Here is a 13,301-nt window from a genome sequence, read left to right as displayed (position 1 = left end):
CTTTAAAGGCTGTTGAAAATTAATCTGGGCAATATACTGGCCCGAAATTTTTATATTGAATAGATTTTAGTAAGTTAAGGTCATTATTAACATAAGCCAGACCTAGATGGAACACCTATTTAAAAACATAGACAACCAGACCCTCCTTTATGCTACTGGTACTTTTGTCCTTCTGGCCATTCTTTATGTAAGCACTTATTTTATCTTACGCAGATTGGGCAGTAACCCAAAATATTTAATTCCCAAAGATGCCATGAAAAGGGTGAGTTTGCCACTTTTCATATTATTCCTGTCATTTTTGCTTCGCTCAAAATCGTTACACACCTTATTGTACCTAAACGATTATAGTTTTGTTATAAAAAAAACCAGCACTCTACTGATCATATTTTCCATAACCTGGTTGATTTTAGTGGCTTTAAAAGTTTCCAAAAATTTGATTATTAAAAACTATGATGTAGGAACCTCGGATAATTTAAAAGCTCGTAAAATATATACCCAATTCAATATTCTTGAACGAATCTTTATTGTTGTGGTAATAGTATTGGCTTTAGGAGCGGCCTTAATGAGTTTTGAAAGTATCCGGGAAATTGGGGTAAGTCTTTTTGCATCAGCAGGGGTAGCGGGTATTATCATTGGTTTCTCCGCGCAAAAACTAATTGGAAGTATCCTGGCGGGCATACAGATTGCCTTTACCCAACCTATTAAGTTTGATGACGTAGTGATTGTAGAGGGCGAGTGGGGCCGCATAGAGGAGATTACCCTCACCTATGTGGTGATCAATATTTGGGACAAAAGGCGACTCATAGTACCTACCACCTATTTTATTGAAAATCCCTTCCAGAATTGGACCAAAACATCCGCGGATATAATGGGCACCGTTTTTATTCATACGGATTATCGTGTTCCCTTCGATAAACTTAGGGAAGAACTCACCAGAATATTGTCCTCCACAGATCTTTGGGATGGAAAAGTAAATGTGCTTCAGGTAACGGATGCCAAGGCCCAAAGTGTGGAGATCAGGGCGCTAATGAGCGCCGTTGATTCACCTACGGCCTGGGATTTAAGGGTTTTGGTCCGGGAAAAGCTGATTGGTTTTTTACAAGAAAACTACCCGGAAAGCTTGCCACATACGCGTTTGTACCTTACGGACCAACCTACAACCAAACCTTTCCAAAAATAGGCGACATTGCATTAAGTATGGCATGAAATATGGTGCTTCAATCCAAATAAAACGTTAATTATGTGCTAGGCTTTTATTCCTAATGATTTTTGAAGCATTTTTAACTAAAAATTGGATTCTGGTATGCGCATTTACTTAGGTTTTCTTTTTCTAATAATTTCCCAGGGAATTTTTGCCCAGGAAGATAATAGTCTTCTTTGGGAAATATCCGGGAACAACCTAAAGAAATCGTCCTATTTGTACGGAACCATGCATGTAAGTCAAAAAATTGCCTTCAGGTTGGACGACGTTTTTTACGAAGCCTTGGACAAAAGTGAAATTGTGGCCTTGGAGTCTGACCCTGATACCTGGTTGGAAGATTATGGCAAAATGCGCGGTAGCGGCATTGGCTACGGCACCGGATTTGTAACCAAAGGATTTTACATCTACCCTTTTACCTTTAAAAATCCTACCAAGGAGATAGTCTCCTCTTATCTTTCTTTGGATGACCGCCTAGTGAACAATATCCTATACCGTACCAATGAAAGTTCCCAAAACTTTGAAGAAGAAACCTATCTGGACATGTTCATTTATCAAGCGGGAAAAAAGTATTCCAAGCCTATTAAGGCCTTGGAGGATTTGGAGGAATCCACTGCCCTGGTGGGTAGGGCCAATATGAATGCAATGAAACCCAAACCGGACGAATGGCTCCAAAAAAAGATGCAGACCCAAGATGTAATGTCGCTTTTGCAGGATGCCTATAGAGAACGCAATATTAATCTTATTGATTCCCTTGACCAGGCCATGTATACCGCGTATTACCTGCAGAACATGCTTTATGCCCGTAACAAAAATATGGCAGTACGGTTGGATTCCTTAATGCATACGGCAAAGGTATTTGCTGGAATTGGGGCCGCCCACCTTCCGGGAAAAAAGGGAGTAATACAACTCCTTAGAAATATGGGATACGTGGTTAAACCACTTACCTCCCGATTTTCCAATAAAGGACGGGCCTTAAAAGATTCTTTGGAAGCCAAAACCCTCAGCAATGAATATAGTACCATGACTCCTGATGATGGCCTTTTTAGTCTTCTTTTATCCAACAAGCTATATCCAATAGCCGAATATACCAACACAACCTATATTTCACCCGATCTGGCCAATGGCGGCTATGTTATGGTGAATCGAATTCCCACTTTTACCTATTTAAAAAAGGACTACACCTACTCCCTGGACGATGTGGACAAACTTCTGTTCGAGAATATTCCTGGAAAGATCCTTGAAAAGACCAAAATAGAAAACGGGACATATCCCGGTTTGGATATAAAAAATCAGTTAAAAAACGGTGATTTTCAACGGTATCATATCTACATTACCCCTTTGGAAATACTAATTTTTAAAATGAGTGGGCAAGGAGATTATGTGGTAAAGCATTCGGATACCATATTTAACAGTATCCGCTTCAGAGCATTAAAAAAAGAACGAACGGTACTTTTTTCGGAGTTCAATGACTTTGAAGTGGAAATGCCCTCTGAATACAATTTTACCAATCGCAAAAGAAAGGGCAATCGATTTATTGAAGCAGTGAATCCAGAAACCTCCTCCTATTTCTTTCTAAAAAAAGCTACCCTCAACGATTTTAATTTTATTGAGCAGGATACCTTTGAGCTAAAACAAATTCAATCCCGGTTTTATCAGGATCTTAAATTGGAAGAGGATTACGGCCCCTTCGATGAACAAAGCCTGACCTCTTCCGCCAGGCTTGACCCCAACGGATTAAATAAACTTTATTTAAAGACCATTATTTGGGATAACAACTACTATCTCTTGGGAAGTGTAGCCAATGACAGTAACGAAGCACGGCAATATTTCAATTCATTTAAGATCAGGGAACCCAATTATACCGAAGAGTTTAAAAAGGTTCGGGATACGGCTATGTTTTTTTCTACCATCAGCCCCGTTGACCCATCAAAATTTGTAGAAAACAGCAATAATTATTACGAACGCCACAAGAAACCAAAACCCTATAGCGCCTACACCAAGAAAACCGTTTATCAGAATAAAAACAATGAGGCCATCTTGGTAACTGTAAACAAGGCCCATGATTTTCTTATGTTTCCTAATATAGATTCCGTTTGGCTGCTAAGAAGAAAACTGTACCGCCAAAATACTTTTAATATTATCAGGGAGGAACGCCCGCAGTACAATGAAAAATATCATGAAATAAACCTAACCCTGACCGATACGGCCAGTACTAGAGGAATATTGATAAAGAACATTGTTAAAGGGGGGCTACTATACGAAGTTAAGGCACTAATAGATACCGTTAAACCCCCAAGTAAATTTGTCACAGAATTTTTTAACAATTTTGCACCCTCCGATACCCTTGTAGGTTCATCGATTTTAAGTGATAAAACCTCCTATTTTTTCAAGGCCATTAGACAAAACGATAGCATAGTCCATGATGGATATGCCTTTTTAAAATTTAATAAGAAGCACTTGGATTCCCTTAAATATTATATATCGGAGTTCGACTTTAAAGACAATCAGAAATATTTACAGGCCCATTTAATCCAAAAATTGGCCGAAATGCCAGACGTTGATGCCACCCGCTTCTTTGAGAATTACTACACAAAGTCCTACAACAACTCCAAGGCACAAACGAAAATATTACAGGCCATAAGCAAAAACCAAAATGAAAGTTCATTAGAACTGCTCTTACGCCTTATGTCCACCGATTTGCCCTTGGTATCGAGCAAGCAGGAGATTCAAAATATATTCCAGCCCTATTTGGATAGTCTACCCCTTGCCCGCCAATTATTCCCCGAAATACTGGACTACAGTGCAATAGAAGAATATAAATCCCCAATCTTTTCCATGCTTGCAAAGCTTAAGGCCCGTGGATTGATCAAGCCAAGGAGCTACAAAAAATATAAAAATCAGATTCTCAACGATGCCAAGATCCAACTAAAGAGGCAATTAGGCCTTACCATGGACCAGTTCAACGAGGAATCCTCAGCTAGCAACCCAGATAACAATTATGATATATTGGAAAATTATACGGTATTGCTTTACCCCTATATCAAGGAAAATGAGGTAGCCATATTCTTTCAACGCCTCTCCAAGGTAAACGACCCCCAAATTCAAGCTTCATACCTTGCCCTTCGCTTGAAAAATGAAGAAAATCCGTTTGTTGGTCCCAATAAAATACCAACAAGTTTAATAAACTCGCTGGCAGAAAAGGCCGAAACCCGTTTACTACTTTTTGAAAAATTACAACAAATTGGAAAACTGGATTTTTTCCCTTCCAATTTTAGAAACCAAACAGCAATAGCAGAATCCATACTCTACAATACCCTAGAATTAAACCTTGAACAGCATTCTATAGAATTCGTAAAGGACCAAAAAATGTATTATCCATCAACAAATTATCACAGCTACTTTTTTAAAGTAAAAGAGAAAGATAACTATAGTAACAATTTGAAAATGTTTATGTTAGTGTTCAAAGATACTGATCATATTCAGTACAAACCCTATTACATCAACCAAGGCTTTAGCATAGCTGACATTAATACGGAGGAAGAAGTATTGAAATTAACAACCGAAGAGTATAATTTAAAGGACAGGCAACGTGCCATAGTGAACAATCCATCAGGGTACACAGGATTTTCCCACTAGAAAAAAGGCTATGATCCCAAAAAGTCTTTGATATCGACTAACACAGAAATCAGTAACCGTAAAAAAAATGAATATTTTGTAAGATTGTAATTTATTAGATCACCAACTATGGTAAGTTCTAATTGATTGGAACAAATGAATTCTAAAGCGCTATATAATCCAACTAAGAGGAAATCAATAGACAAAATGAGATACACTGAAAAGTGCAAAATATTTAATACTGGTCGGCACAATAATATATGTAATAAATTTATATACAATTAGTTATTTAATAAACATAAAACTAACACTCTAAATGAAATCCATTGTCTTTCATCTCTTTTTCCTCTGTCTTATCTCTCATGGATCTGCACAAAATATTGTTTGTTCATCGCAGGACAAAGAAGCTTTTAATTCGAAGATTAGATCCATTTCAGATTTGGATAATCAAGAAATTGGAACAAACATGGTAGCTATAGGAAAAACTTTTATAGGCATTCCCTATGTGGCCAAAACTCTAGAAATTGGGGAGACCGAATCTTTGGTCATTAATTTACAAGGCTTGGACTGTACCACCTTTGTAGAGAATGTATTGGCCTTTGGCTTAATGGTTAAAAACCATAAAATAGATTTTGATTCCTACATCCACTATTTAGAAACCATTCGGTATAAAGATGGTGAGCTCAATGGTTATGCCTCAAGGCTTCATTATTTTTCTGAATGGATCGCCAACAACGAACAAAAGGGGCTATTAAAAGATATGACTTCCGAAATAGGGGGGTTGGAAAGTAGTAAGGACATCAATTTTATGAGTTCACATCGCGATCTGTATCCATTTCTAAAAGACACGGACAACTATAATAAAATTAAATCCTCCGAGGAATTTTTGAAAAGGCAGTCCATCTGCATCCTCCCCCAGGACCAGATCGAAGGACAGGAGCACCAAATCCAATCTGGCGACATAATTGCCCTGACCACCTCCATAAAGGGCTTGGACATTACCCATACCGGAATCGCTACAAGGGAAGCTGATGGGAGAATACATTTGCTACATGCCTCCACGGGATCCATGGAGGTAGAGGTCTCGAAACTACCCTTGGCCGATTACTTAAAAGGCATTAAGAGCAATACTGGAATAATGGTTGCACGCCCGTTATAAATCCATCAGTTGTTGTCCTTGAATTGAAATTTGTTAAATGATATAGCCCCGCCCTTGATCCCAAAATCATATAGACTAAAGGCATCAAGAGACCCCTTTACGTGCCTGTTCCTAAATCCTATGGTCATATTTCAAAAAATAGGGCCATTATGTTCCATCAATTTAAAGGCTCCTAGTTTGCACCTTCATGTAGGGCTAGTTTTAATATCTTGCCCAATTTACGGTATCCCTTGGCGTTAGGGTGCAGGCCATCCGAGAAAAGACTGGCATCAATTTTCTGGTCCTTATCCAATAGCACTCCCCCAATATCTGTATAATTCACGTTTTTTGAGGTTGCCAATGCCGCTATTGCCTGGTTTAAATTCCTCATACGTTCCTCCTTGTCTACCTTGGGCAACAATCCTAGCAATAGCACCCTAGCATTGGGCTGTCTGTCCTTTATGGCATTGATTACCAATTCCAGTCCCTGCAATATCTCCTCGTCGGTATTCAGGTGTTCGTTATTGGTACCTATCATAAGCACAATTTGCTGAGCCTCAAAGCCATCCAATTCATCATGATATATGCGCCAAAGTACATTTTCTACCCTATCCCAGCCAAATCCAAAATTGCGCACCTGCAATTCGTCCAAATTGGCCTTCCAGGAATCGGCACCATTGCTTAAAGTTGCCTTTGGCTCACCCCCCCAATAATGGGTTATGCTATTTCCGAAAAAACATATTTTTGGGGCACTATCCCGATTCATTTTTAACAATTCCTGATGACGACCCTCCCAAGGGTACATTTCTGGCTCCCTAGCCTGGGTGACCGGAATTGTTGTAGAAATATCTCCCATGGGCTCCTTTAATATGCCTCGTAAGGCTTTTTCATAGGCCACGGCATATTCCATCATGCCCAAATCCGTGGGATGGGTACCATCCACAAAACTTTCCATGGAAAGATTCAGTTCTTCCTTGGTCAACAAATAGATATCCCTTACCCCTACTGACTGTAATTGAGCAAAGGCCTCCTTGACAATTCTATTTAAGTCCGTATAGGTTTTGTAACGATCAGCATCAACAGCCCCATCAGAGTATCCGTCGTGTTCCACCAACAAAATTGGCGTTGAGCTATGCTTTTTCCTTATCTGTTTGACACCAGAAATAATAAGCTGCCGTACCTCCTCCAACGAGCGATCCTTGGTGGCGCCCAGATTCGGCATGCAATCCAGCACAAAGATTTTAGCATCTATTTCCGTAATATAATTGATTACTTCTTCTTCCATTCTGCCATTTCCCGAAAATGCCAAATTAATAAGTGGCCTATCCAATCCTCTCCCTAAAATGGAGGTCCATGCCATTCCCGGGCGCGAGGCGCAGGCCCCATGTGCTATAGAAGTTCCATAAACCACAATTGGTTTCTCCTGCCTTAATGGTAAAGGTTCCAAAACAGCATCTTCCGGTATACCAATCTCCAACCATTCCACCTCATTGTACAATGGCAGGTACAGCTGGTACTCCCTTCCCTTATCATGGTATTTCTCTTTGGGGTCGATGTTGGAATATTTGTACTGAATGGTATCAGCAAAGGAATATTTTCCTCTATACCATCTCCAATCCCCATCACTGGTCTTGGCATAAAGATCTACCCCGCTAACTCCGGTTGCCGGCATATGGGGCATGGCGTGGTTCCCTTTAACCTTGTACCGTACCATAATCGATTTTGCATCAGTCCTAAACCTAAGGGAAAGTCCTGCCGAATGTTTGGACAAGTTCCAGACCGCTTCCCGGACTACTCCCTCGGCCAGTTTTGGTAAGCGCTGATAAGTAGAGACCACCTCTCCTTGCCAAGCCTGACCTTCAACTACCAAGGAATTGGATTCTGCGGGATTCCACCAAGAAATAGCAACATTCTCTTGGGCCATTGAAAATTGAAATAACAGGATTATTGCCCATAAACCTAAAAGTGACTTTCTTTCCATATCTCTTTATTCTTGATTTTTTCTTTTAATTGGCACCCATACCTCTTCTTCCGAACTTGGATCGTTGTTCCTGTATTTATCACCCATAATCTCAAAATGCTCCCTATGATCCAATTGATATTCCGAATTTGGCAACCATTCCCCAAAAATATATTGCGCCGTCCTTGGAAAGGAACTGGGCAACCCCCTATGAACAAAAACGGCATACAAACCTCCGGACAAGGTATAGGAAGCCAGTCCTTCAGGTATTTTGGCATAATCCTTAACCTCAACTACTGCCCATTTTTCAAATTGGGTAGTTAAATTAAATTCCTTAACCTTAAGTAGACCGTCATATACCTGCATACTTATCAGGTCTTTGGACAAAGGATTCCCAATTTCCTTTCTTCTGGGCATAAATCCCTGCCAAAGTTCTCTGGTCCTATCCTCTGCCAAGGACATAACCAATCGGTTTCCGATCAATTTTTTTTCGGACACTTTTTCAACACGTAGAAACATATCTAAAACTATTTGGCATCATCACATTTGTTGTTTAACATCATTCCATGCTATTTCTCCATTTGGGAACTGATAAAAGGAATTCTGGGAGCCAAAAAATAGCCCGTAAGGCTAGCAAACAGAATAGGGATAAAATATCCAAAGCCTGTCAAAGTAGCCAAAAGAATTGTGGTGCTCATCGGTGTTCTGGTAACACAGGCATTTATGGCGGCCATGCAACTAATTATGGCTAATGTTGAATTAATTGACGGGAACATTACATACAATATCAACCCTAGACTAACCCCAACAAAAAATAAAGGAATAATAAATCCGCCCACCAAACCCAGAACGGCCCACAACAAAAAGGTGCGACTGAATACAAAAGGATTAAACCGAATGGGCTGGTCCAAAATATTCAGATAAGTAATTAGTTTTCTTCTCCGTTTTAGCTTCACTATTCCATATACTTTTTAAACAGGGATGCCATAACCATCCATGGATTATTTTGAAACTTTAAATATAACGACATGAAGGATAAGTAGGAAGAATTTTAGAAAAGTATCTGCGCTTATTTAAATTTAAACCAAAGAAAATAATCCACGGATGAATCATCTACAAACCAGTAGGTCGGAAATATTATTGCAAACCTTAGTTTATGATCATTTTTATGCATTTCATTGGTCAATATGGTATTACATCTATGTTTGGTGTTCTCGGCTAAAGTTAGACCAAATACAAAAACCAACCTTCCGGTTGGTTTTTATGTATATTATTGCCATTGGGCAAAAGCCAAGGAGTATTTAAAAAATTAGGTATTGTTTAGTTCACAGAAATAAGAGTAACCTCAAAAATAAGTACGGAACCCCCTGGGATTCCATTATAATCCCTGCTACCGTATCCCAAGTGGGCGGGCACCAAAAGTATTCCGCTCCCACCTTCCTTTAAATAGGTAATCCCCTCTGTCCAACCTGCTATAACCTGGTTTAAACCAATGGTAATTCCTTCTGCATTACCTGGATCGAAGACAGCTCCATTAAGAAAATACCCTTTATAGGCCACCGTTACATTGGAACTGGCCACCGCCTGTGTTCCTGTCCCTTCTTCTTCGATTACATAATAAAGTCCTGAATTACTTCGTACGGCGGTTAAATTGTTCTCCTCAACATAGGCCTGGATATCTGCCTCGTTCTTGGCAACATAATCAATGTCCTCCTCTGTTTTCTTCTCGTTATCGCAGGAAATAAAAAGCACTAGGGCCAAAGCAAAAAAAAGTGTATTCTTCATAGTTATTCTTTTTTAAGGGCCAAATATAGCAAAATACGCTAAGCCGTCTATGCCCTTAATCCTTATGGAGCTTATAAATTTTAGTTAATTATTAAAAATAGAACACCCTTAAAAACTTATTTAAAAGCCCTTAAGGGTGTTCAATTCTCTATTTTCTATATTATACTACAAAGCCAGGCCTGTAATTTCTGGTTACAAACTGATTTGCTTCCTCAAGATTGGTAATACGCATATTTTCTCCATCCCAAAGCAGTTTCTTACGGGCAAAGAACTCCATTTTACCTTTCTCGTTCTCCCTTTGCAACAAATAACTGCGAATGGCCAGGTTCCCCATTAGAACGGTCTCGGTCATAGGTCCAGCATAATCAAAGGAAGAGGTTAAACCAAGATGTTCCTTGCTGCCAAACCCGGCCTTACAAGCATCTATCCATAGGCGTTGATGTCCGTATTCAGGTTCATCATTGGGTTCCACTTCAGGGCCAAAATCCGTTGAGCCATCGTTCATATACAACTTTGGCGTCAAAGGGGAACTATCGTTGATATTGGTAGAAATAATTCCCTTTTCTCCAATGATCAATACGCCGTTCTGACTTCCGTTACCCCCAATTTCGTGATCGGCAGGAATTATTTCTGGATGTGATGGTCTTATACCTCCATCGCTCCAGGTCATTTCTATTGGTGATTGACTCTTTTCCGTAGCTCCAAAGTGTAATGTTATAAATGATGAAGCCGGACATCCTTCTGGATGATAATCTGCATTCCACATATTGGTATATACCGCCCCGACGCTACATTCCGCATCTGTTGGATATTTAAGCCCCAAGGTTCTAAAAGGAATATCGATCAAATGACATCCTACATCTCCCAAAGCTCCGGTACCGTATTCCCACCAACCTCTCCATCCAAAAGGATGCAAGTTAGGGGTATAAGGCTTAAATTCGGATGGCCCCAACCATAGGTCCCAATTAAGGTCTTTTGGTTTGGCACTCGGGTCTGGTTTTGGAAACGCCCCACCTTGTGGCCAAACAGGTCTGTTGGTCCACACCTGTACTTTTGATATCTTACCCAGTTCCCCGGAATCCACCCATTTTTGAACCATGCCCAATAACGGATTGGAACCTCCCTGGTTCCCCATCTGAGTCACTATTTTTTTACTTCTTGCCATCTCGGTCAGCATTCTAGCTTCCCGTATATTATGGGTCATCGGTTTTTGAACATAAACATTTACACCTCGCTCCATAGCATATGCCGCTGCCGGCCCATGAACGTGATCTGGGGTGGAAATAGTAACCGCATCGATTCCTTTTTCCTTGTCCAACATCTCCCTAAAATCTGCATAAAGCTTTGCTTTTGGGAAGAGTTCAACTGATTTTTTTGCCGATCCGGAGAAATCCACATCACATAAGGCAACCACTTTTTCCCTACCTCCTACGGAGGCATTGCGAATGTCACTGGCACCTTTTCCACCGGCACCTATGGCCGCTACATTCAAGCGGTCACTGGGAGCCGTATACCCTACACCTCCAAGCACATGCCTAGGCACGAAAAAGATGGAGGATGCCATAGCACCTTTTTTAATAAATGATCTGCGTGAATCCACAGATTTATTTGATTTTTTTTTCTTCATAATTGTTGATTATTACAGTTTACATTATTGATCTATTCCCATGCAAGAACATTCCCATCCACCTTCTCACGCCATTTGCCGAAATGGACGGTCTGAAATTCCCACCTCATCAAGGGCTATATCCTTTTAAAGTTGAAGAATTTTATAAACTCCCATAGATGAAAATATTCTTATGCCAAAAGATTAGGTTACGGATCTTCTTATGGCTCCAAACCGTTTTTTTCACTTTCGGCAGGCGACTTCTCCCAAGCTTTTCCATGACTGATGCCTAGACTTTACCAACATGGCATCATACTCCTAAGCGTTACAATTTGTTCTAAACACTTAAAAGAATCCCCTGGGAAACAGCAAGATAAAACATATTCTTAGACATTTTCTCTAAGATTCTCTCAAAAACTACTATAATTTTAACCCTAGGAAAAAACCTTGGCCCTGTTACACAGGCAAGGCGAATAAATAAGTAAACACCGCTAGACAATTCTCCTGGCGGCATATCATTCTACAAAGCATAATGCCAGCTAATACTTTACATAATAGAATGGCAGGACCTACCCGAATGGTAGGGTAGTTTTAATAAGTTTGGATTTTGAATAGATCAAAAATTAGCTGTGACAGCCAAGTGCGAGGCTGCCAACATTAGAATATTGCTAAAGGTTTTAGCCCTTTTTAATCAAAGCTTCGGTTTTAAGCACATAAATACGACTTTCCTTTTCCTTAAAACCCAAACTTTTATAAAGGTTAATGGCTTCTATACGCTTATCTGCGCTAAAAAGAAGGATTTCGGTTAGGCCCTTTTCTTTTCCCAATTCTACCAATTTTTCCATTAGTTTTCTGCCTATGCCCTTTCCCCGGTGTTCCACATCCACAACCACATCCTCAACCCAGCCTTTGATACCAGATATAACGGTATAAGTGCACATCAAGGCCATTCCCATTACTTTATCACCTTCCTTACAATATACTAGGCATATTGGATTTTCAGGGTCGAGCACCTGTTTAAGATTAATTTGTTTTATATCGGCATTCAATTGGCGGAACAATCCGGCCAGTTGTTGCTCCATATCAGGGTTTACGTCAGATTCTTGTAGTAGGGCTATTTTCATGGTTTCATTTTTAAAATATTCCTTATAAAACCTCAGGTTTCAAAAGTTTGCAAATTTAAATAAACTTCTTTATTCGTAATTAATAACCCTCCTCTTTTTGGTAAACCTTAACGTAATCGACCATAAATACATCGGGGAAAATCGTTTTTAATATCTCCTCCTTTTTGCCAGGGTATTCCATGCTCAAAATCATATATTCCTCAATATTGGAGATACCGGCCGTAACCTCGTAATACTTATACCCATCCACATAAAAAATATATTTGTCGGGGAACCACTCCAAACCAAAAGTATGAAACCCCAAACTTACCCCTCTTCGGTAACTTTGCATTCCCTTGGTAGATTGTTGATGGGGTCCGTAGGCCCAATGCACATTATGGGAAACAATATCGGTGCCCAACTTTTTAAAAAACTCCATTATATCTATTTCAGCCCCAAATTTGGACGGATCTTCCCCCTGACTTATCTGCGGGGATTGTAACCAAAAAGCGGCCCAGACCCCTTGTGATTTTTGTAATTTGGCCCTACATTCATAATAGCCATATTTGGACATAAACTTGCCTTGGGTACCTACCGCACTGCCCAAGAGGGAGTCCCCCTTTTTAATAGCATATAATTTTAAATATCCCTTTTCCACTTTTACCGCTTCCTCGGACACATAAGCTATGGCCCTTGGCCCCACTCCTCTTACAGTCCATTTTGTAGTATCCAAAGTTTTGCCCTTAAAGTTATCTTCCCAAACTAATTTGTAACCCATTTTTTCAGGATTAAACCGCTTTTTGGACATAGGTCCCTGGGCCGGGCCTTGCGCAAAGGCAAATCCTATAACAAACAGGAATAAAAATACAGGGGTTAATTTCATTTTAATAGAT

9 protein-coding genes and 1 pseudogene are annotated in these 13,301 nt (G+C 39.9%); 3 read left to right on the top strand and 7 right to left on the bottom strand.

Annotation, left to right across the window (positions count from 1 at the left end):
• The first annotated feature begins 106 nt into the window (after nucleotides 1-106).
• From LV92_RS06940 to LV92_RS06930, 3 genes are all read left to right on the top strand, one after another.
• Nucleotides 107-1,180, top strand: a complete 1,074-nt coding sequence (locus LV92_RS06940; RefSeq protein ID WP_111622896.1) for a mechanosensitive ion channel family protein — start codon at nucleotides 107-109, stop codon at nucleotides 1,178-1,180.
• Between the two features lie 123 nt (nucleotides 1,181-1,303).
• Nucleotides 1,304-4,837, top strand: a complete 3,534-nt coding sequence (locus LV92_RS06935) for a TraB/GumN family protein (RefSeq protein ID WP_111622895.1) — start codon at nucleotides 1,304-1,306, stop codon at nucleotides 4,835-4,837.
• A 295-nt stretch (nucleotides 4,838-5,132) separates the two neighbouring features.
• The gene (locus tag LV92_RS06930) at nucleotides 5,133-5,975 is read left to right on the top strand and encodes an N-acetylmuramoyl-L-alanine amidase-like domain-containing protein (protein WP_111622894.1); all 843 of its coding nucleotides are present in this window, start codon (nucleotides 5,133-5,135) and stop codon (nucleotides 5,973-5,975) included.
• Nucleotides 5,976-6,147: 172 nt separating this feature from the next.
• On the opposite strand, the gene LV92_RS06925 is transcribed toward LV92_RS06930, so the two are convergent.
• The 7 genes and pseudogenes from LV92_RS06925 to LV92_RS06895 form a co-directional block, all read right to left on the bottom strand.
• A complete protein-coding gene (locus LV92_RS06925; RefSeq protein ID WP_111622893.1) occupies nucleotides 6,148-7,935 on the bottom strand; it encodes an SGNH/GDSL hydrolase family protein in 1,788 nt (595 codons plus the stop codon).
• A 6-nt stretch (nucleotides 7,936-7,941) separates the two neighbouring features.
• Nucleotides 7,942-8,433 carry a GyrI-like domain-containing protein gene (locus LV92_RS06920; protein WP_111622892.1) on the bottom strand — a complete coding sequence of 164 codons (492 nt, stop codon included), beginning with the start codon at nucleotides 8,431-8,433 and terminating at the stop codon, nucleotides 7,942-7,944.
• A gap of 50 nt (nucleotides 8,434-8,483) precedes the next feature.
• Nucleotides 8,484-8,792: pseudogene (locus LV92_RS06915) on the bottom strand (chloride channel protein); the annotation flags it as partial.
• Between the two features lie 442 nt (nucleotides 8,793-9,234).
• A complete protein-coding gene (locus LV92_RS06910; protein WP_111622891.1) occupies nucleotides 9,235-9,699 on the bottom strand; it encodes an FKBP-type peptidyl-prolyl cis-trans isomerase in 465 nt (154 codons plus the stop codon).
• 160 nt (nucleotides 9,700-9,859) lie between these two features.
• Complete coding sequence (locus tag LV92_RS06905; protein WP_111622890.1) at nucleotides 9,860-11,326, bottom strand: Gfo/Idh/MocA family protein; 1,467 nt, start codon at nucleotides 11,324-11,326, stop codon at nucleotides 9,860-9,862.
• Nucleotides 11,327-11,982: 656 nt separating this feature from the next.
• On the bottom strand, nucleotides 11,983-12,429 hold the full coding sequence (locus LV92_RS06900) for a GNAT family N-acetyltransferase (RefSeq protein ID WP_111622889.1): 447 nt from the start codon (nucleotides 12,427-12,429) through the stop codon (nucleotides 11,983-11,985).
• Between the two features lie 79 nt (nucleotides 12,430-12,508).
• A complete protein-coding gene (locus LV92_RS06895) occupies nucleotides 12,509-13,291 on the bottom strand; it encodes a glycoside hydrolase family 16 protein (RefSeq protein ID WP_111622888.1) in 783 nt (260 codons plus the stop codon).
• Nucleotides 13,292-13,301: the final 10 nt, after the last annotated feature.

The organism is Arenibacter echinorum (assembly GCF_003259375.1).
Lineage (GTDB): Bacteria > Bacteroidota > Bacteroidia > Flavobacteriales > Flavobacteriaceae > Arenibacter > Arenibacter echinorum.
This window is presented reverse-complemented; position numbering and strand designations above follow the sequence as displayed.

What these genes read in the sequence shown, in the direction of transcription:
- LV92_RS06940 (WP_111622896.1), top strand. Translation starts at nt 107, where the DNA reads ATGGAACACCTATTTAAAAACATAGACAACCAGACCCTCCTTTATGCT.
- LV92_RS06935 (WP_111622895.1), top strand. Translation starts at nt 1,304, where the DNA reads ATGCGCATTTACTTAGGTTTTCTTTTTCTAATAATTTCCCAGGGAATT.
- LV92_RS06930 (WP_111622894.1), top strand. Translation starts at nt 5,133, where the DNA reads ATGAAATCCATTGTCTTTCATCTCTTTTTCCTCTGTCTTATCTCTCAT.
- LV92_RS06925 (WP_111622893.1), bottom strand. Translation starts at nt 7,935, where the DNA reads ATGGAAAGAAAGTCACTTTTAGGTTTATGGGCAATAATCCTGTTATTT.
- LV92_RS06920 (WP_111622892.1), bottom strand. Translation starts at nt 8,433, where the DNA reads ATGTTTCTACGTGTTGAAAAAGTGTCCGAAAAAAAATTGATCGGAAAC.
- LV92_RS06910 (WP_111622891.1), bottom strand. Translation starts at nt 9,699, where the DNA reads ATGAAGAATACACTTTTTTTTGCTTTGGCCCTAGTGCTTTTTATTTCC.
- LV92_RS06905 (WP_111622890.1), bottom strand. Translation starts at nt 11,326, where the DNA reads ATGAAGAAAAAAAAATCAAATAAATCTGTGGATTCACGCAGATCATTT.
- LV92_RS06900 (WP_111622889.1), bottom strand. Translation starts at nt 12,429, where the DNA reads ATGAAAATAGCCCTACTACAAGAATCTGACGTAAACCCTGATATGGAG.
- LV92_RS06895 (WP_111622888.1), bottom strand. Translation starts at nt 13,291, where the DNA reads ATGAAATTAACCCCTGTATTTTTATTCCTGTTTGTTATAGGATTTGCC.